Source organism: Succinivibrio dextrinosolvens, from assembly GCF_900116345.1.
GTDB classification, from domain to species: Bacteria; Pseudomonadota; Gammaproteobacteria; order Enterobacterales; family Succinivibrionaceae; genus Succinivibrio; species Succinivibrio dextrinosolvens_B.
Genome location: NZ_FPAH01000006.1, coordinates 1 through 19,955, shown reverse-complemented (window position 1 = coordinate 19,955; position 19,955 = coordinate 1). Strand labels below are relative to the sequence as shown.

General features: G+C 41.5%; 20 protein-coding genes, 1 tRNA gene and 1 pseudogene. 17 read left to right on the top strand and 5 right to left on the bottom strand.

What is annotated here, in order from left to right; genetic code table 11:
* Nucleotides 1–103: 103 nt before the first annotated feature.
* From BM308_RS03025 to BM308_RS02990, 8 genes and pseudogenes are all read left to right on the top strand, one after another.
* Complete coding sequence (locus BM308_RS03025) at nt 104–1,132, top strand: methionine ABC transporter ATP-binding protein (RefSeq protein WP_074942885.1); 1,029 nt, start codon at nt 104–106, stop codon at nt 1,130–1,132.
* Entirely contained in the window at nt 1,132–1,809 is a 678-nt protein-coding gene (locus tag BM308_RS03020) for a methionine ABC transporter permease (RefSeq protein ID WP_074942813.1), read from the top strand. Before BM308_RS03025 ends, BM308_RS03020 begins: the two co-directional genes overlap by 1 nt.
* Nucleotides 1,810–1,981: 172 nt before the next feature.
* Nucleotides 1,982–3,376, top strand: coding sequence for a signal recognition particle protein (gene ffh / locus BM308_RS03015; protein ID WP_074942812.1), 1,395 nt, complete (start codon nt 1,982–1,984; stop codon nt 3,374–3,376).
* A 310-nt stretch (nt 3,377–3,686) separates the two neighbouring features.
* A pseudogene (gene rpsP, locus BM308_RS13580) lies at nt 3,687–3,911 on the top strand (30S ribosomal protein S16); the annotation flags it as partial.
* A 150-nt stretch (nt 3,912–4,061) separates the two neighbouring features.
* A complete protein-coding gene (gene rimM, locus BM308_RS03005; protein WP_143075466.1) occupies nt 4,062–4,592 on the top strand; it encodes a ribosome maturation factor RimM in 531 nt (176 codons plus the stop codon).
* The gene (gene trmD, locus BM308_RS03000; RefSeq protein WP_074942810.1) at nt 4,592–5,335 is read left to right on the top strand and encodes a tRNA (guanosine(37)-N1)-methyltransferase TrmD; all 744 of its coding nucleotides are present in this window, start codon (nt 4,592–4,594) and stop codon (nt 5,333–5,335) included. Before rimM ends, trmD begins: the two co-directional genes overlap by 1 nt.
* Nucleotides 5,336–5,372: 37 nt before the next feature.
* Nucleotides 5,373–5,726 carry a 50S ribosomal protein L19 gene (gene rplS / locus BM308_RS02995; protein ID WP_031491129.1) on the top strand — a complete coding sequence of 118 codons (354 nt, stop codon included), beginning with the start codon at nt 5,373–5,375 and terminating at the stop codon, nt 5,724–5,726.
* Between the two features lie 379 nt (nt 5,727–6,105).
* Complete coding sequence (locus BM308_RS02990) at nt 6,106–6,849, top strand: acid phosphatase (protein WP_074942809.1); 744 nt, start codon at nt 6,106–6,108, stop codon at nt 6,847–6,849.
* A 120-nt stretch (nt 6,850–6,969) separates the two neighbouring features.
* Here the strand turns inward: BM308_RS02990 and BM308_RS02985 are convergent, their stop codons facing one another.
* Entirely contained in the window at nt 6,970–8,091 is a 1,122-nt protein-coding gene (locus tag BM308_RS02985; protein ID WP_074942808.1) for an ABC transporter substrate-binding protein, read from the bottom strand.
* Between the two features lie 197 nt (nt 8,092–8,288).
* Nucleotides 8,289–8,365, bottom strand: a tRNA-Met gene (locus BM308_RS02980).
* A 162-nt stretch (nt 8,366–8,527) separates the two neighbouring features.
* Between BM308_RS02980 and BM308_RS02975 the strand changes: the two genes are divergently transcribed.
* Nucleotides 8,528–8,812, top strand: coding sequence for a hypothetical protein (locus tag BM308_RS02975; protein WP_074942807.1), 285 nt, complete (start codon nt 8,528–8,530; stop codon nt 8,810–8,812).
* Nucleotides 8,813–9,185: 373 nt separating this feature from the next.
* Here the strand turns inward: BM308_RS02975 and BM308_RS02970 are convergent, their stop codons facing one another.
* Nucleotides 9,186–9,509 carry an early set domain-containing protein gene (locus BM308_RS02970; protein ID WP_074840889.1) on the bottom strand — a complete coding sequence of 108 codons (324 nt, stop codon included), beginning with the start codon at nt 9,507–9,509 and terminating at the stop codon, nt 9,186–9,188.
* Between the two features lie 439 nt (nt 9,510–9,948).
* Nucleotides 9,949–10,647, bottom strand: a complete 699-nt coding sequence (locus tag BM308_RS02965) for a DNA mismatch repair protein MutH (RefSeq protein ID WP_074942806.1) — start codon at nt 10,645–10,647, stop codon at nt 9,949–9,951.
* A 157-nt stretch (nt 10,648–10,804) separates the two neighbouring features.
* Here BM308_RS02965 and rppH point away from each other — a divergent pair, with 157 nt between their 5' ends.
* From rppH to BM308_RS02925, 8 genes are all read left to right on the top strand, one after another.
* Nucleotides 10,805–11,335 (top strand): RNA pyrophosphohydrolase, encoded by a 531-nt coding sequence (rppH, locus tag BM308_RS02960; RefSeq protein WP_074942805.1) that lies wholly within the window; start codon nt 10,805–10,807, stop codon nt 11,333–11,335.
* 2 nt (nt 11,336–11,337) lie between these two features.
* Complete coding sequence (gene ptsP, locus BM308_RS02955) at nt 11,338–13,614, top strand: phosphoenolpyruvate--protein phosphotransferase (RefSeq protein WP_083425419.1); 2,277 nt, start codon at nt 11,338–11,340, stop codon at nt 13,612–13,614.
* A gap of 16 nt (nt 13,615–13,630) precedes the next feature.
* Nucleotides 13,631–14,425 (top strand): thymidylate synthase, encoded by a 795-nt coding sequence (locus BM308_RS02950; RefSeq protein ID WP_074942804.1) that lies wholly within the window; start codon nt 13,631–13,633, stop codon nt 14,423–14,425.
* Nucleotides 14,425–14,691, top strand: a complete 267-nt coding sequence (locus BM308_RS02945) for an FAD assembly factor SdhE (RefSeq protein WP_074942803.1) — start codon at nt 14,425–14,427, stop codon at nt 14,689–14,691. The genes BM308_RS02950 and BM308_RS02945 overlap by 1 nt, the downstream gene beginning before the upstream one ends.
* A complete protein-coding gene (locus BM308_RS02940; protein WP_074942802.1) occupies nt 14,691–16,031 on the top strand; it encodes a DEAD/DEAH box helicase in 1,341 nt (446 codons plus the stop codon). Before BM308_RS02945 ends, BM308_RS02940 begins: the two co-directional genes overlap by 1 nt.
* A gap of 31 nt (nt 16,032–16,062) precedes the next feature.
* Nucleotides 16,063–17,226 (top strand): N-acetylglucosamine-6-phosphate deacetylase, encoded by a 1,164-nt coding sequence (gene nagA / locus BM308_RS02935; RefSeq protein ID WP_074942801.1) that lies wholly within the window; start codon nt 16,063–16,065, stop codon nt 17,224–17,226.
* 4 nt (nt 17,227–17,230) lie between these two features.
* A complete protein-coding gene (locus BM308_RS02930) occupies nt 17,231–18,172 on the top strand; it encodes a MurR/RpiR family transcriptional regulator (RefSeq protein WP_074942800.1) in 942 nt (313 codons plus the stop codon).
* Between the two features lie 373 nt (nt 18,173–18,545).
* A complete protein-coding gene (locus BM308_RS02925) occupies nt 18,546–19,565 on the top strand; it encodes a formamidase (RefSeq protein ID WP_074942799.1) in 1,020 nt (339 codons plus the stop codon).
* A 43-nt stretch (nt 19,566–19,608) separates the two neighbouring features.
* Here the strand turns inward: BM308_RS02925 and BM308_RS13305 are convergent.
* Nucleotides 19,609–19,955 (bottom strand): hypothetical protein (locus BM308_RS13305; RefSeq protein ID WP_074942798.1); only part of this gene is annotated, 347 nt, incomplete at its 5' end.

Genomic DNA, 19,955 nt, shown 5'->3' with positions numbered 1-19,955 from the left:
TTGTAATCTTAAAAAAAATCGCACTGAATAAGGATGTAACTTATTTAGTCGTCTGCTGTTAATGTATAATTCTACAGTTAATATTTCAACAAGCTATACCAAAATGATCAAACTTGAACACATAAGTAAAACATTTATTCAGAAAAAAAGAAGAGTTGAGGCTCTAAAGGACGTTAATCTTGAGATTAACGACGGTGAGATTTTCGGAATCATCGGTTTTTCCGGAGCAGGAAAATCAACTCTGGTAAGATGTATCAATCTTCTGGAACGTCCAACCGAGGGCAGGGTAATCATTGGTGATACCGAACTGACCTCTCTTGAAGACAGTAAGCTTCGTAAAATCCGTCAGCGAATCGGCATGATCTTTCAGCATTTCAATCTGATGCCATCCAGAACTGTCTTTGAAAACATCGACCTTCCTTTAAAAAGAACAGGAATGGAGAAGAAGGAGCGAGTAAAAAAAATCGAGTCCTTACTGGAAATGGTTGATCTTTCTGATCGCCGAGATGCCTACCCATCTCAGCTTTCTGGTGGTCAGAAACAGCGTGTTGCCATTGCCAGAGCCCTTGCCTGTGATCCTGAAGTGCTGTTGTGCGATGAGGCTACCTCAGCCCTTGATCCACAAACTACAGAGCAGATCATAACTCTGCTGAAAGAGCTTAATAAGAAGCTCAATCTGACTATTGTGGTAATTACCCATCAGATGTCTGTTGTAAAAGATCTCTGTGACCGAGCTGCGGTTATGGAAAACGGAAGTGTGGTTGAGTGCGGTAGGGTTTATGACCTCTTTGCAGATCCTAAGGCTCCATTAACCAAACGATTCCTGGATACCGCCTCTAACGTTAAAGCTTTTATGGATATTCTCCATCAGAAAGGTTCTCTAGCAGATATCAAGGAAGGTACAAATATCTGGTCTCTAACCTATACTGGAGAGTCTACCGGTGAGGATCTGATGACTCAGATCTGTGATTTATTCAAGGTAAGAGTCAACATTCTCTATGCAAATATCGATTATATAAAAGGAGTGCCACTGGGCAGACTTGCAGTGCATTTGACAGGAGAGCCTTCAAAGATTGAAGAGTCAGTTGCGTATATAAAGGATAAAGGCGTTAAAGTGGAGATTCTAAAATAATGAACATGATAAATACATTAATGCCTAACTTTGAAAGGCTTGCTGAGGAATTCTACGAGTGCCTGTATCAGACCATCATTATGGTGCTGGTATCAGGAACCATTGCCTGGGTACTGGGTGTTGCTCTTGGTGTAACACTGGTTGTGACCCGCTCTGGCGGCATCATGCGCAACAGACTGGTATTCAATACTCTTGATCGCTGCATTGATGTTATCCGTTCAATCCCTTTCATTATTCTGATGGTGCTTCTGATCCCTCTGTCCCGTTTTATTGTAGGTACAGGTTCCGGTCTTGAAGGCTCCTTCGTTGCTCTGGTATTTGGAACTGTTCCTTTCTTTTCAAGACAGATTGAACAGGTTCTATCCGAGATTGACGGAGGTCTTGTTGAAGCTGCTCAGTCAATGGGGCTTTCTCCATGGGAGATTATCTTCAGTGTCTATCTTAAGGAAAGTATTCCTAGTATCACCCGTGTAACCATGATTACCTTTGTTTCCTTCATCGGTATTACTGCTATCGCAGGTGCCATCGGTGCCGGCGGTCTTGGTGATTTTGCCATAAGATACGGTTATCAGATGGGCTATCGTGACATGATCTGGCTGACAGTGATTGTTATCCTGCTTATGATCAGTATCTTCCAGTTTGTGGGAAATTACATCATTAAGAAGACCACTCACTAATATCTACTATCTGCAGATGCACCTTGGTTTTCTCATCTAGTGCATCTGCGATATCAAGCTCATCTAATCCTCTCCGGCTGCTTTTCAGGATTTGTGCAAAATTTCAAAATCATTTTGTATCTGTTATAATTCAAAATTCCGTAGTTTAGTTTTTTTTTAAGAGCTGATTTCAATGTTCGAGAATTTAACCCAGAGATTAACCCGTACCCTTAAGAATATAAGCGGTAAAGGCCGTATTACTGAAGATAACATCAAAGATACCTTACGTGAGGTTCGTACTGCTTTATTAGAAGCTGATGTTGCTCTTCCTGTTGTTAAAAGCTTTACCAACAGAGTAAAGGAAAGAGCTTTAGGCGCTGAAGTTAATCTGAGTCTGTCTCCTGGTCAGGAATTTATCAAGGCTGTTCATGCTGAACTGATTGAGACTCTGGGCGGACAGATAAGTGAAATCAATCTTGCTCATCAGCCTCCTGCTGTTATTCTTCTGGCAGGTCTACAGGGTGCTGGTAAAACTACTTCAGCAGCTAAATTAGCTCTGTTCTTAAAAGAGCGTATGAACAAGAAGGTTCTTCTGGTTTCTGTTGATACCTACAGACCTGCAGCTATGGATCAGTTAAAGACTCTGGCTGTTGAGATTGGTGTTGACTACTATCCATCTGATCCTAAGAACAAGCCAGAGGATATCGCTACAGCTGCATTAAAAGAAGCTAAATTACGCGCTTATGATGTAATGATTCTTGATACTGCCGGTCGTCTTGCAGTGGATGAGGAAATGATGAATGAGGTTAAGAGACTTCATGCTCTGACCGATCCTATTGAAACCTTTTTCACTGTTGATGCTATGACTGGTCAGGATGCTGCCAATACAGCAAAAGCCTTTGGTGAAGCTCTGGATCTGACCGGTGTAATTCTGACCAAGGCAGACGGTGACGCCCGTGGTGGTGCTGCACTGAGTGTTAAGGAAATTACTGGTAAGCCAATCAAGTTTATCGGTCTTGGTGAAAAGATTGTTCCTTTGGAGCCATTCCACCCTGATCGTATTGCCAGCCGTATTCTTGATATGGGCGATGTGCTGTCTCTTATTGAAGATCTGCAGCGTAACACCGATATTGAACAGGCAAAGAAGGTTGCTCAGAAGATTAAGTCCGGTGAGGGCTTTACCTTCGATGATTTCAGAGATCAGATTGCTCAGATGAAGAAGATGGGCGGTATGTCAGGTCTTCTGGATAAGCTTCCTGGTATGGGAAATATTTCCGATCAGATTAAGGATAAAGTTAACGACAAGTCTCTTCTGCACATGGAAGCAATCATCAACTCCATGACCAAGAAAGAGAGAGTACATCCTGAGATTATCAAAGGCTCAAGAAAGAAGAGAATCGCTATGGGTGCAGGTGTAGAAATTCACGAGGTTAATGTGCTTCTACGCCAGTTTGAAATGACCCAGAAGATGATGAAGAAGATGGGTAAAGGCGGAATCCGTAAGATGGCTGGTGCTATGAAAGGCATGATGGGCCAGATGGGCGGTATGGGAGGCATGGGCGGAATGGGTAACTTCTTCCGCAGATAGTCTTTAACTGCCAACTATAACTTCAGCTTCGACCAGTAATCGAAGCTGAAATATTTTTTTTCTCCCCAAATAATCTTTAATCTCTATAAAATCTTAACCAATCTCTCTTAACAATTTGATTTGTCGATATAAATCTAAAACAGTTCGATTTATTCACCATGATATTTCCCTTCAATTACAGAAGGTTAAAAATAATTTCTCAATAGTGATGTTGATCTTGTTTTTTTCTCCAAAAGGTGTAAAATACTGCAACTGTTTTTGTATGATGACTTTTCATCATGATTGTTTAACTAAATATAGGTAATGCGAAATGGTAGTCATTCGTTTACGTCGCTTAGGTGCGAAAAAGCGTCCATTTTATCACGTAATTGTTGCAGACAAGCGTTTTGCTGCAACTGGTCGTTTTATTCAGCAGGTTGGTATTTTCAACCCAATCGCTAGAGGTAAAGAGATTCGTCTTCGTCTAGATCTAGAAGCAATCAATGCTTGGATTGCTAAAGGTGCACAGCCTTCAGATCGTGTAAAGCGTCTTCTTGTTGAGAACGAGATGGGCGAAGAGGCAGTTTTAAAGGCTAAGGCTGATAAGCACGCAGCAGCTGTAGCAGCTAAGAAAGCAGCTGCAGAGGCAAAGGCTAAGGCAGAAGCTGAAGCTGCAGCATCTGAGTCAGCTGAGGCTTAATAAGCTTTGACTGATACACCGCGTCCAATGGGAGCCTTAGGCTCATCATTTGGAGTATATGGATGGATGAAGGTTCGTTCATATACGCAGCAACCCGAGGACCTTTTTGACTACTCGCCATGGTTTATACGTCAGCGCGGGGCGGAATGGCGTGAGGTCCAGGTTGAAGAATATAAGCCACACGGTAATGATTTTATTGTTAAGCTTGATGTGGCATCAACTCCTGAAGAAGCAAAGCTTTATGCAGGAGCTGAAATTGGGATTAGGCGCTCAAGCCTACCTCCTGTACCAGAAGGTACCGTATATCTGGCTGACCTTGTAGGTTGTCAGGTTATTGGACTGGAAGGTGTAATGCTCGGTAAAGTATCGAGAATTAGGGATTACGGAGCTGCTCCCTTAATGGAAGTGTCTCCCTCTGACCACCTGGCAAAGGAACGTAAAGAGAAATTCTTGATTCCTTATGTCGTTGGCCCGATTGTTAAGGCAGTTGATCTCAATGCAAAAACAATCGAGGTTGAGTGGGGCGTAGATTACTAATGTATTTTGGTGTCATTACGCTCTTTCCTGAGATGATTGACGCTGTAACTAAATTCGGCGTAACTCGAAGAGCTTGTGAAAACGGTCTTATTAAGGTCGATTGCATAAATCCTCGAGATTATACTGAAGATAAATTCGGCAATGTGGACGATAAACCTTATGGTGGTGGTCCAGGAATGCTGATGCAGGTACAGCCATTAAGAGATGCTCTTAGAGTTGCTCGAAGTCAAGCACCGAAGGATACTAAAGTTGTTTGTATGTCTCCTCAAGGCGTACAGCTCAATCACTCGTTGGTCACAGATATCCACAGTTGGGGCTCTGTAATTCTCATAGCGGGACGCTATGAGGGTATTGATGAGCGTGTCCTTCAGAAGGAAGTCGATCTGGAGGTTTCTGTCGGTGACTACGTCCTCTCAGGGGGTGAACTCCCTGCCATGTGTATCATCGATGCTGTTTCAAGAATGGTTCCTGGTGTTTTAGGAAACATTCAGAATGCGCAAGAAGATTCTTTTGCTCAAGGCTTACTGCATTTTCCGCAGTACACACGTCCAGAAGAAATTGACGGAATGAGAGTTCCTGAAGTTCTGATGAGCGGTAACCATGAGAAGATAAGAAACTGGCGCCTGCAGCAATGTCTTGGTCGTACATATGAAAGAAGACCTGATTTGCTGAAGAATCGTGAGCTTACCAAGTTAGAACGTAAGCTGCTTGATGAATATCTTCAAGAACACGATTTAAAATAGTTTTTTTGTTTATCCTTATTAATGGAAGGTACTAAAAATGGCTAGCAATCCAATTATTGACCAGCTAGAGAAAGAGCAGATTCGTACTGATATTCCTGAGTTCAACCCAGGTGATACCGTACGTGTTGAGGTTAAGGTTGTTGAAGGTGACAAGACCCGTCTTCAGGCTTTCGAAGGCAACGTTATTGCAAAGCGTAACCGCGGTTTAAATTCATCTTTCACCGTTCGTAAGATGTCATCAGGCGAGGGTGTTGAGCGTGTATTCCAGACTCACTCTCCAATGATTGCTTCTGTTAAGGTAACCCGTCGCGGTGACGTTCGTCGCGCTAAGCTATACTACTTACGTGACCGTACCGGTAAGGCTGCACGTATCCGTGAGAAGATTAACTAATCAGATAATCTTTTCTCTGAATACAGATCCCTTGTCTTATGGCAGGGGATTTTTGTATCCGTTCATGTCTTTTTCAGTCCAGATATTACTTTTCTAAAACCTCTTAAACTTTCACGCTTTTTCTATTTCTCCTATTTTGCGTTGAAATAAATAAAGCAAAGAGTTTTTTTGTCATAATTTTTGTTTCAATATCTGAAATCAATTTTTGTGATATTACTCTTAACCAATTTTAAATAAGATGACGCTTTTATAGTTTTTGTCCAAAAGTGTTTTGGATTTAATTCATCTTGTGGCATTCTAATCCGAGTTAAATTTCTCCTCATTACAGGGGAAATTTTTTCTGATAACAATTAAACAAACATTAAGGATCTACATAACTATGAAATTGAAGAACATCATTTTAGCTACAATGCTAGTATCAACCGCAACTTTTGCTGCTCACAACGACGTAAGAACAGCTCCTGAGAAGTATTACCTGAATGCTTCTGACGTTGCAGACAGCTTAGCTTTATTACCTCCTCCACCAGCAATGGACAGCGTAACCTTCCTAAATGATCAGGCTCAGTACAACAAGGGCTTCATGTTACGTAAGACTGAAAGAGGTGCTCAGGCTGCAAGAGATGCTGATGTTGATGCTCAGGGTGTTTCAGCTGCATTATCTGAAGCATTTGGCATGAAGATTTCAAAGAGCAATACTCCTCAGATCTACAAGTTAATCAGCAAGATGGTTGAAGACGCTGGTGACTTATCAACCAGATCTGCAAAAGAGCATTACATGAGAGTTCGTCCTTTTGCTTTCTATGGTGTTAATACCTGCAATATGAAAGACCAGAAGACCTTATCTTCAAATGGTTCATATCCATCAGGCCACACTGCAATCGGCTGGGCTGAGGCTTTAGTTCTTGCAGAAATCAATCCTTTCAGACAGAACGAGATTCTAAAGAGAGGTTTTGAGATGGGCCAGAGCCGTGTAATCTGTGGTTACCACTGGCAGTCAGACGTTGATGCTGCTCGTGTTGTAGCTTCAGCTGTTGTTGCACGTTTACACGCAAATGATGAGTTTATGGCTCAGTTAAAGCTTGCTAAAGAAGAGTTCAAGCAGAAGTCAGAAGTTAAACAGTAATATCTGATTTACTCCGGATAATTTAAAAGCTCAGATCTCTGGTCTGAGCTTTTTTCGTAATAAAAAGAAGCAGCTAATTAGTATGCTTCAATTTAAGTTATGAGAATTAGTCAGTTTTGACTACTCAATGTTCTGATAGTTGTTCTTCTGATACTTAAGAGCTTCTTTCAGATATTCACTGGTTGTTTCTCTCTTGTACTTCTTTCCAAAGAAACTTAATGGAATAGCACTCTTGGTTGGCAGCTTCTCAAATTTCTTTGCAATATTCTGCTCCAGATTTTCCATACCGCTTGTGTATTCTTTCGTACTTGTAAACATAGTAATCTGTTCACTAATACTGTAGGTAGGGTGTGATTTCAGATCATAAATGCAGAAATCCTCGTTAAACACTTTTCCTGTATAAAGCATTAGGAACTGCTTATAACTTAAAATCAGTTTGAATACATCATCATTCTGGATCTGAACTACACGATCATACAGAGCCAGAACCTTTGCCAGCACGTCAGGGTGTTTTTCCGCATAGTCATAATCTGCAACGAATATCACAGGAACAAATGCTCCAACCTGAGCTGCATGAGCAACAATCTGATGGCCCTGTTTTAGAGCTTCATAGTTTTCTGGAGCCCATAGAACCATACCGTCACCTTCTCGGTTGTTCATTTTTTCAATGGCATCGCTTAGAGAACTGTCCACAATGTTTACATCATCTTCTTTAAGACCAAAGATATTAAGCCAGTTTGATAGAGTATAGATACTTGATGTACCGTACCTTAAGAAAAAGGTTTTTCCTCTGATGGATTCAGGATCACCATACACATTAGGATACTCACGGGACCAGCCTTTTACATTCAGGATCTCACTGTCACTCTGTACCATGATATCTGTTGCATAGGATTCGTCATTGGCAATACCGAAAATCTTGATAGGGACATCCTCTGAGGCTATGATTGCTGGGACTGCTCCTATACAGGTAAGTTCCCAGCGGTTAGGATGGTCTCTTTTGTCATTGATGATATCAAGACCGGAGGTATTAACTATTGATAGTTCCAGATCTAAGCCCAGATCGCGATCCCAGCCCTGCTGCTTTGCATACCATACTAGAAAACCTTCATGCTCCATGAGCATTGTCATTTTTACATGCTCAAGTGCATCATTGTTCTCTGATTCAAGTGCCTGTACAGGAGAAATAAGAATTGCTGATATTAATCCTACAAAAAAACTGCTAGTGATTTTGCCAAGCATAATATTTCCGTAAATGTTAGATGATGTTGTTTTGTAATTCTGTAAACGCTTATATTTTTAAGTTTAGGTTATAAAGAATATTAGATAGGACCTAACAGACTGAATATACAGGATAGTTTTAGTAATTGCGAGAAAAATCAAAGAATATGTTTTTTTGGGGTAAAAAAAAAGTTCGCATAAGCGAACCTGTTTCTGATTGGTTGCGGGGGCAGGATTTGAACCTACGACCTTCGGGTTATGAGCCCGACGAGCTACCGAACTGCTCCACCCCGCGTCAACGATGTATATAATATTCATTTCGCCATTTAATGTCAAGCATTTTGTGACATAAATTAAATTTTTTTTACTGGATAAAAACGCAAATGCTTATAAAACAATATGTTATCTAAAAAGAAATTTTAAACTACAACATGATTTGCCAAAAGATTCTGAAAGCATGATGCAGGATTATATGTTCCAGAAGAGTCTTGATACTCTTGCCAGACTGAAAGAAGAAGAGCCTGCTTTAAAAGCTAAGTGTGACAAGTGTGAGAACATACGTGATCAGATTATGCTTTGCGGTTATCGTCACCCTGCAGTTATGTCTGCAGTTGCAGATCTGATTATTGAGAATGGTATGTCTGATACTAACAGTGAAATCTACAAGACCTTTAAAGAGAAATTTCCTACATTCAATCCAAATGATTACAGTTATTTGGTTGACATCCTCCTCTTGCTTTAGCAAGAGGAGGATGTCAAGGAGAGCTTAAATCTTTCCTCTTATTTCTCCTAAACAACCTCTCAATTTTTTGTAAATACAATTAAACAGTCGTGCCTACTTTATACAGAAAAGAGGGGATTCGATATTTTTTGCAGAGATAATCACGATTTCATATTTATTAGACAAAAAACAGTATAAAAAGTGAAAATAATACAAGTTGTATAACATAATGGTATGTTTTTACTGTTTTTTACACTAAAGTCAATATGCGAGGCCTTTATATAAGCGGATTTTGAAAAATGACAGATTGGTTTAATATTGTGTAGTTTTGGGGTAATAAAAAACCGATGTATTTTATTACATCGGTTCTTCTAATTCTGTTTACAGATTGTAATTAATCACGAACAGCTGAGAAAACTGAGTTGTCTCCGCCGAAAGGATTTGATACATACTGCTCTGCATCCCAGTCGTTGTCATACTTTACAGAGTTGTCTTCAAAAGTGTACTTGAATCTGTACTGGTATGATGGCTTCTCGCCTTCTGGAACAGTGATCATGCCTTTGAAAGTGCCGTTCTTCTGTGGTTTCATAGCAACAGCCTGCCAGCCGTTGTGCTCACATAGAAGATCAATTTTAACAGCACCCTGTGCTGCAGCTTTCTTAATAGTGAAAGTTACATTTACCTTTGCGTCTTTTGTAAATTTCTTAGAAACGCTCATCGATAATTTCCCCTTTAAAAATGTTAAGTACCGATCTTTGTAAGTAGCAAACACTAAAACGGTACTCCACTAAATTTCGATTTCATTGTAATCCCAAACAGTACAAAAATAGTAATATTTTTAAACAGATAGAATATATACATATCAAATCTGTGACGAACAAGGAATTTTTAAAAATACATAAAAATGAAAATTATTTACTTTTTTGATATTTAACATATTGATATTACATATAAAATTATTATAAAAATGAGCCGTTATGAGGTAAATATAGACACATATAGTGTGATATAACTAACATTTTAGTTTATATAAATTCTTTATAAAACAAATAAATAACAATTTCAATAAAGACGATTGATCAGTGGATGGGATGTGATTGCACAATAATGGTGAGGCTTAATGTGACTTTTTAGCATAAACCAGAATAGCCATGTTTCTATTCCACACTTAAATTCTGTTGAATAAGCTTTTGGGTGAATGCTCTTCTCATGTAAAAACCTCTAGGTCGTGTGCGGATAATTTCTCCGTTCGGGCCGATGCATTCAGTTAGAACTTTTCCGCTGGCTCCTTTGGGTCTCATCTGAATAATCTGTCCGATACGTGCATTGATTTTTTCAACGTTGCCGGTTTTTACAAGTTCATATAATTCGTTAAAGTCGTTTCTGACAGTGTTGAGTTCGTCCTCTGATGGAGTGTAGAAGAAATACCCCAGAACCACTCTCTGAGAAAAGTCCAGCTCTCTGGAGGCCCTTATCAGCACAAACAGTACGCGAGTGATTTTTGAGTAGAGTGGAGAGGACTCAAAAGAGTAATGTCTAATCCCGGTGAGGGGAGCATAGCATAGAAAAGTTGATTCTAATGGACATAGATTGTCATCAACAGGAATTGATTTGAGCTCAAGTCCAAGCTCAGGAAAATCTGGAATCGACTGATTGGCCGCACTGGCTCCAAGACATTTTTCTATTAGCTCCCCGGTGAAACCTTTTCCGTGCAGTGTATCAATAGGTACCGGTATCTTTGCAAATTCAGCAAGTTCAGTCAGAGATTTACCGACAATGAAATTTAAATTGGCGATTAGTTCGTCAAAATTCTGAGGTGGGGTAATCTTGGTATTTTTTTTGTTTTCTGACCCCATAGATGAACCTTGGAAATAATGCCTGAAGAATAGTTGTAAAAAAAGGATTTTACGTGATCTACAAAGAGCTTTGTGAGGCCCCTATCTGCTATAATAGCACACAGTATAACTTTGCAGATTGCAATAAGTTTAAAAGATAAAGATCAGGCGGTTTTTTGTGATTGATAAAGACGGATTTAGACCTAATGTAGGTATCGTAATCTGCAACCGCTCAGGTCAGGTTTTATGGGCTCGAAGAATCAGGCAGAATTCCTGGCAGTTTCCTCAGGGAGGAGTAGATTCAGGTGAATCTCCAGAGAATGCCATGTATCGAGAGCTCTATGAGGAGCTTGGTTTAACCAGGAATGATGTAAAGCTTCTGGCTAGTACAAAGTTCTGGCTTAAGTACCGACTCCCCAAAAGACTGGTCCGCTGGAATGAGAAACCTTTATGTATCGGACAGAAACAGAAATGGTATTTACTCTGTTTGAATAAAGACAAATCTGAACATATAGAATTTAACCGCAAAGGTCATCCTGAATTTGATGACTGGCGCTGGGTAAGTTACTGGTATCCGGTACGACAGGTGGTTGCATTTAAAAGAGATGTGTATCGACAGGTCCTGAGTATATTCTCTCAGGTGGCTCTGTTCGGTCCGCATTCAGTGAATTATAAAAAGAATACGCGAACAACGAGGAGGGTAAGGTAGCTATGTCTGAAAGTCAGAATTCAATATTGCTAGCCCTACGAAAAATTATTCAGGAGGTATCTTCTAAGAAGTCCTTTGAGGATGCCATAAATACACTTGTAGATTTGATACGTGATGCGACAAACGCCAACTGCTGTTCGCTTTATCTGGTTTCTTCAAGAAAGAATATTTTAAAGCTTGCCGCAACTGAAGGTCTGCAGAAAGACTCCATCGGCAAGGCTACACTGGCGATAGGTGAAGGTCTGGTTGGTCTTGTGGCTCAGAAGCAGGAACTTATAAATCTTGCCAATGCGCCGGATCATCCTAATTTCAAATATCTTCCGGATGTGGGAGAGGATGAGTATCAGTCGTTTCTAGGTGTACCTGTAATCAATCAGGGGGAGCTACTTGGAGTTCTGGTTATTCAGTGTAAGGAAAACCGAGTATTCGGTGAACAGGAAGAAACCTTACTTATTACTCTTTCAGCTCAGATAGCCTCAATTATTTCCATCACTAGAACCATAAAGGAAAATGAGGATTTCAGAGTATCCCGATACAAGGGTAAGACAGGCTCAGGTTCAATCGCCATTGCTCAGGCTGTGGTCTGGAAACCACCTGTAACCTTTGAAACCATTCAGATTATGTATTCTGATGAGAAGGATATTCAGTCAGAGCTTTTCCATCAGACAATCTTCCAGCTGCAGATGGAAATGGATAGAGCAAATCTCTATCTTCAGGAGAACTCTCATTCAAAGGCTTCTTCAGGCTATATGTCAGGTTATGGCAGTATGCTTGATGATCCAACATTTGAGGATGAGGTTGATAACGAGATTTTTGAGAATGGTTACGTTGCAGCTTCTGCAATCAAGGTAGTAACCATGAGAAGAATCAAAGCTGCAGAAGAGGATGGACATAAGGAAAAGATTAGGGATATGCGGGATTTCGCTTCAATCCTGATTACAAGACTGGTTCATCTGGCTCCTAAGGAGACAGAACTGTCATCTCCTGTAGTCTTAGTCGTGCAGAGTATGCCAGCGGCTTTAGTTGCAGAGATGACCAAGGATAAGATAGCCGGCTTTATCTGTGTTGACAGCGCAACTTCCTCTCATACAGCAATTCTGGCAAGAGATCTAGGTATCCCTGCTGTTATCGGCGTTAATATCGATATTAACGATGTGGACGGCAGAACCATTATTGTCGATGGTCAGAATGCAGAAGTACTGATTGATCCTTCATCAAGTGTGATTGATGAGTATATGCAGCTTGTTGCGGCATCTAAAAAGCAGAACGATCTCTTTAATGCCGGCAAGTATGAAAAGGCTGTTACCCAGGATAACAAGGAAATCTGTATTCAGCTGAATGCAGGTCTGAACCACGATGATGACGATCTTCCTGAACAGACTGACGGTATCGGTCTGTACAGAACAGAGATTTCCTTTATGCTGTGTGAGTCTCTGCCATCTGAGGAGCAGCAGGTTGGCTGGTACAGGAAGCTTCTGTCTCAGTTCAAAGGACTCCCTGTATGTATGAGAACATTGGATGTCGGCGGAGACAAGGCTTTATCCTATCTCCCAATTGAGGAGAACAATCCAGCCTTAGGATGGAGAGGTGTTCGTGTCTGCATCGACCAGCCAAACATTCTGAAGACTCAGCTTCGAGCAATGCTGATTGCCAACAAGGATTTTGGAAACCTGGAGATTATGATTCCAATGGTTTCAAGACTTGAGGAAGTTGTAATCGTTAAGAGAATTCTGAATGAGGCTTTCTATGAAATCGAGGAGGAAACTGGAACCAAGATCCCTCGCCCAAGATTCGGCGTGATGATCGAGGTGCCTTGTGTGGCCTTTATGCTTGATGAGCTGGCCAGCGAGTGTGATTTCTTCTCAATCGGTTCAAACGATCTGATTTCATATCTGTTTGCCGCGGACAGGGCAAATCCAAAGGTATCAAAGTTGTTTGATGCATTTAATCCTGCTGCGGTAAGATACTTCAAGTATCTTATCGACAGAGCAAATTCTCTGCAGAGACCTATTGCGGTCTGCGGTGAAATTGCAGGATCCCCAATCGGCTGTATGCTGCTGATGTCATTGGGATATACCAGGCTTTCAATGAATTACTCTCAGATTTCTATGGTTAAGTATATCGTTAAGAATATTAACCTTCAGGATCTGCAGGCTGTAGGAAAGCAGGCAATGGCATTGAATTCAAGTGTCAAAATCAAGCAGTTGTATATTGAATATGCAAAGTCCAAGGGACTGTATTCAATAATTGACACTTTATCTTTAGGCAAGAATCGTTAATTTTTAGGAGCAACAGGTGCAGGTATATCTTGATTTATTAAAGAAAATCATGGAAGAGGGAACCGACCGTGAGGACAGAACCGGAACCGGTACCAGATCAATCTTTGGTACCCAGATGCGTTTTGATCTGTCAAAGGGCTTTCCTCTGGTAACCACCAAAAAGTGTCACTTAAAGTCAATTATTCACGAGCTTTTATGGTTCATCTCCGGTTCAACCAACATCAAGTATCTGCAGGAGAACGGTGTTCGTATCTGGAATGAATGGGCTGATGAGAATGGTGATTTAGGTCCTGTATACGGCAAGCAGTGGCGTGATTTTGAAACTCCTGACGGACGTCATATCGACCAGCTTTCAAATGCTATTGATATGATTAAACATAATCCAGAGTCCCGTAGAATCATCGTATGTGCCTGGAATCCTTCAGATGTTGACAGAATGGCTCTGCCTCCATGTCACACTCTGTATCAGTTCTACGTTGCAAACGGAAAGCTGAGCTGTCAGCTGTATCAGCGTTCTGCTGATATGTTCCTGGGCGTTCCTTTCAATATTGCCAGCTACTCTCTTCTAACCATGATGATTGCCAAGGAATGCAATCTTGAGTATGGCGATTTTGTATGGTCAGGCGGTGATACCCATATCTACAAGAATCATTTTGAGCAGGTTCAGCTGCAGCTGACACGTGAGCCAAGAGCGCTTCCTCAGATGAATATTCTGCGCAAGGCTCCATCTATTTTTGATTACAAGTATGAAGATTTTGAGCTGGTAGGGTATGATCCACATCCTGCTATTAAGGGAGTTGTATCTGTCTGATGATTGAAGTTTCAGGAAAAGTTAAATGGCAGTCAAGACGCGGTATGCGCGAACTTGATCTGATGCTGCTGCCATTTGTTGAGCACGATTTGCAGAATTGCGATGAAAAGTTCCTTGCAGATTACGTTGATCTGCTTGAAGCCTCTGATCTTGAACTGGTCAGATGGTTCAACGGTACAGAAATGGCTGATACACAGTCACGCAGAGATGTGATTGCTTTTATTAAAAAATGCCATGCCACACGCATGGGTAAAGAGGGCGTTTAATGCTATTTTCCGAATTAGGTCTACCAGAATTTTTAGTTGAGAACATAAAAAAATTAGGTTGGGAAACACCAACCCCTGTCCAGACTCTGGTTCTGCCAAAGGCTCTGGAAGGTTTTGATATCTTAGGCGGGGCACCTACCGGTACCGGTAAGTCTGCTGCTTTTTTACTGCCAATCATTGCCAGACTGTCTCTTGAGAAGAAGGACGGAATCCGTGCAATTATTCTGGAGCCTACCAGAGAACTTGCTATGCAGGTTGAAAGTGTCTGCTCTGAGCTTATCGGCGGCTTTAACGATCTGTCTGCCGGTACGATTATCGGTGGTGGTTCAAGAGAAGTTCAGCGAGAGAATCCTAGCTCTATTATTGCTGCAACTCCTGGCCGTCTTATTGAGTACATTGAAAAGGGCTGGATTGATACCTCCTCTGTAGAGATGTACGTTATTGATGAAGCCGACAGAATGCTGGATATGGGCTTTAGAGATGATGTTGCTAAAATCACTCGTGAGCTTTACAACCGCTATCAGACTCTGCTGTTCTCCGCTACCCTGGAAGGTTCAGGTATTGATGAGTTTGCCTCCTCAGTTCTTAATGATCCTATTGAAGTCCGTTTAGGCGTAGGTGGAGAAGAGGATGAGGTTCTACCTGAATTTTTGCAGTCCCGCGCATATTATGCAGCAGGAGATCCTCAGAAAATTAGAATTCTTCACCATCTGTTGACTACTATTAAAGGTAAGTCAATTGTTTTTGTTAAGACCAAGGAACGTTTACAGAGACTTGATGCAAGTCTGCGCCGTTTAGGTTTCAAGTGTGCCTCCATTCAGGGTGATCTGTCCATGAATGAGAGAAAGGCTGCCATCAAGAATTTCTCCGGCGGTGACAAGGATATTCTGATTGCAACTGATGTTGCTGCAAGAGGTCTTGATCTTCCTGATGTAACTCATGTTTACAACTTTGATATGCCGGCCAATGCCGCTATCTATGTTCACAGAGCAGGAAGAACTGCCAGAGCCGGTGAAAAGGGTGTAGTAACCACTCTGGTTATGGCGAATGAAATCTCATTCCTTGAGAAGCTTGAACGTTATACCGGCAAGGATATTGAGAAACGAGCCATCAAGAATGTCTGTGCTGAGTTCCCAACTGAGAAGACCACAGGTCATCATCAGTCAGAGAAGAAACGTTCACGTGCCTCTATTGGCGGCAACGGTGGCTTTGACAAGAAAAAGAAAGAAGAAGACAAGAAGACTCACAAGAAAGTCAGACTGCGTGACAAGAAGAACAAGGGTAAGCCGGACTTTGCAGCAAAGCGTGCTAAGAAGGCTGCCAGAGCCCGCAGTGAATAGAATAACCTACATACAGATATAAGGATTTATTATGGCTGTTACCGTTATAAGAAATGCTCAGCTGCATATAACCTCAGAAGAGTTTGTGGATGTTGATACCGTTGCGATTATGGATCATAGAATTGTTCCTATGAATCCGGCTCTTCTTGAAGACGGTACAGCCGAAGAGATCGATGTCAAAGGCTGCCATGTCTGTCCTGGCTTCATCGATCTTCTGGTAAACGGATGTGCCGGTGTTTCCTTCTCTCAGAATCCATCCATTGATACTCTTGAATCAATGAGACGCTGGCAGACTTCTCACGGTACCACAACCTTTGTGCCTACCATGATTTCAGGTCCTCGTGAGAATCTCTCCAAGGCCATTGCCGCTGTTGCTGAATTTAAGGAAAAGCATCCTACAGTATGTCCTGGTCTGCACATGGAAGGACCTTTCATTTCAAGCTCTCACCCTGGTTTCCAGCCTTCAGGCTATATCAGACCATATACTCCGGCGGATTTTGATTTCTTCCTGGAAAACAGAGATACCCTGGCATATGTGACTATCGCTCCTGAGGTGGTAAGACCAAAGGGAATTGTTGAGCTTCTGTCCAACAAGATAAAGCTTTCAATCGGTCATAGCTCTGCTACCTACTATGAGGCTATGCAGGCTTTCAAGGCCGGTATAACCAACGTTACCCATCTTTACAACGGTATGAAGGCCCCAGTAGGACGTGAGCCTGGTCTTGTAGGCGCCGCTCTTCAGAGTGAGAAGGTTTTCGCTTCCGTGATTGCTGACGGTAAACATGTTCATCCTGCACTGGTAAATCTTGCACATAAGGTTTTGGGGGACAGATTCTATATTGTTTCTGATGCCCAGTCTGTTGCCGGTATGTCCAAGGCTCCATCAAGCTTTGTTCTTGGCGGTACAGAAATCTTTGTGGATCATAAGCGCGGTCTTATTGATGCTAAAGGTTCATATGCCGGAACTACTATCTCCATGTTCGACGGTGTCAAATTCCTGGTTCAAAGCTGCGGCTTCTCTCTTGATGATGCTCTGTATGCTGCAACTACAGCGCCTGCAAGAGCATTGGGCCTTAACGAATACGGTCGTATCGAAGGCGGCTTTATTGCTGACATGGTTGTATTCGATGATGAATTTAAGATTCAGTATGTTGTACAGAATGGATATGTAAAGAATAGTTTAGAGTTGATTTAAAAATATGGCTTCAAATATCTTAGACAGAATTGCAAATGAAACTGAACTTACAAAATCAGAACGTAAATTAGCCTCAATTATTCTGAAGAATCCTGCCTCAGTTATTAACGAGAACATTGCACAGCTGGCCAAAAGGGCCGGTGTTTCAGAACCTTCTGTATTCAGATTCTGTAAGCGCTTCGGCGCAGAAGGCTTTCCTGCCTTCAAGCTGGTATTAAGTTCTCTGGTCTCATCTCAGAATCTGAAAAAGATTGAGAGTGTTAAGCAGGGCGATACTGTAGGAGACATTGCCTCAAAGGTTATTGACGGAGCTAAGGTCAGTGTTTCTGCAACCGAGAGAAACGTTGATGAGTCAATGCTGGCCCGTGTTATTGATGTTGTAAGTCAGTCCCACCGTATCGTGGTTTTATCACAGGGACTGTCTTCCTTCATAGCCGTTGATTTTGTAACCAGAATGCTTAATCTTGGTTTTGCCTGCGAGTCCTACACCGACAGAAATTCAATGCTGCTGGCTCTATCAACCCTGCGTCTTGGTGATGTGGTTATATCCTTCTCATCTACAGGCTGCAACAAGGATATCCTTGATATGGTTGATATTATCAAGGCCAACAGTGCCTGTCTGATTGGTGTTTGTCCTGACGAATCCAAACTCTCTGAAAAGGTTGATCTCATCTTAAAGTCTTCCGACAGTATTGATATTGCCAATGATTCTGTTTTCAGCAACCGCTTATCATTGCTACTTTTATCTCAGATGATTATTGGTGGAGTGATGCTTCGTCGCGGTATTGCAATCTCTGATCTCAAAGACAAGGTTGTTCATGCCAGAAAGAAGGCCTATGCCTACGAGATAGCCCCTGAGGATGATGTACCTCCTGCAAAGGAAGAGGTTGATGACGGTTCTATCAAACCTGGTGCACCTATTACAACCTTAGACTGGAGATACTGATAAAAAGTATTTATTGGAGAATGGGGGGGGAAGTAATCAGAATCATTCTCCGATAATTTTACAGGTCAATAGCAACTGTTAAAGCCATGAGCTGTGACTCTAACAGGCTAGATTACTCTCCTGCAGATACCGCATTTCTTTAATCTTCCTTTTTAAGAATAATCCTTTGTATAACATATGGTTAATCATATGCTTTCGTTATTTTTCTCTAATTCCTCAATATAAAATCAAAAGCTTTTATACGTTATTTTGCGTATGTGAATAGTGTGTTCTGCTGATTCATAAGCTACCCAGAAAATCTAATAATAGAACCCAGAGAAGGTTGAAACAACTTTCCAAGTTTAACCATCAGTATTAGTAAGAGGTGATTATTATGGGTAGTACAGGTTCAGTAAGTTCATGGGAAGAATCTCTATTAGTTGCAGCAATTCAGTATCCAGTTCCTGTTGTAACAGGTCCTGCTGATATCAAGGTAAATGTCGAGAAAATCTGCAAGGCAGTCGCTAATACCAAAGCAGGTTACCCTGGTTTAGATCTGATTGTATTTCCAGAGTATTCAACTCAGGGCCTGAATACTTCAATCTGGTCATATGATGAAATGCTTTTAACCTTAGACAGTCCAGAAGTTGGCTGTTTCAAAGAAGCATGTAAGAAGAGCCAGGTCTGGGGCGTATTCAGTATTATGGAGAAAAATCCTGAAGGTGGCGCTCCATATAATACAGCTATCATTATCAATGATAAGGGTGAAATTGCTCTGCATTACCGTAAGTTACAGCCATGGGTTCCAGTAGAACCTTGGGCTCCTGGTAATCTTGGTATGCCTGTATGTGATGGCCCTAAGGGTGCTAAATTAGCAGTTTGTATCTGTCACGACGGTATGTTCCCTGAGCTGGCTAGAGAGGCTGCATATAAAGGATGTAACGTATATATCAGAATTTCCGGTTACTCAACACAGGTTAACGATCAGTGGATTATCACTAACAGAACCAATGCATGGCAGAACCTGATGTATACAGTTGCCGTAAACCTGGCAGGTTACGATAACGTCTTCTATTACTTCGGTGAAGGTACAATCTGTAACTATGACGGTAATGTAATTCAGCAGGGGCAGAGAAATCCTTGGGAAATTGTTACCGCAGAACTCTTCCCTCGTATGGCTGATAAGGCTCGTGAGAACTGGGCTCTTGAGAACAATATCTTCAACCTTGGCTGCCGTGCTTATGTTGGCAAACCAGGTGGCGAGAAGGCAAACTACCTGACCTGGGTTAAGGATCTGGCTGAAGGCAAATACAAGCTGCCATGGGATGAGAAGATTAAGATCCGTGATGGCTGGAAGTACTATCCAAACGGTGGTCAGTACGGTCCTATGCCAGACAGCTTAAAAGTTAAATAGTCATTACATTCACTTTAGCCCCAACCTCCGCAGATCATAGTTACTAATTTTTGATCTGCTTCTTTGGGAAGGGTACACAGAATAATTCAAAGAGATCTCTAGTTTTTTTAGGGATCTCTTTTGTTATATATATACCTCTTCCTGCAGGTTTTGTGGCCTGCAGTTTCTTCAGCTGCAACATTGCCTTTTCAAGTGATTCTCCTGGTAATACCTTTCCTTCTGCTTTATGAGCGGCAGCAGATACACTTAGCATCATTCTCAGTGTTTGTGCCAGCAGGTGTATAAAAATCTTTCCTTTATAGGAAGAACCTGTTGCATTAAGGCGTTCACCATCATTTAAAACCTTAAACTGTTTAAAAGCCGTTTCTACAATATTTCTTTCACGATAGA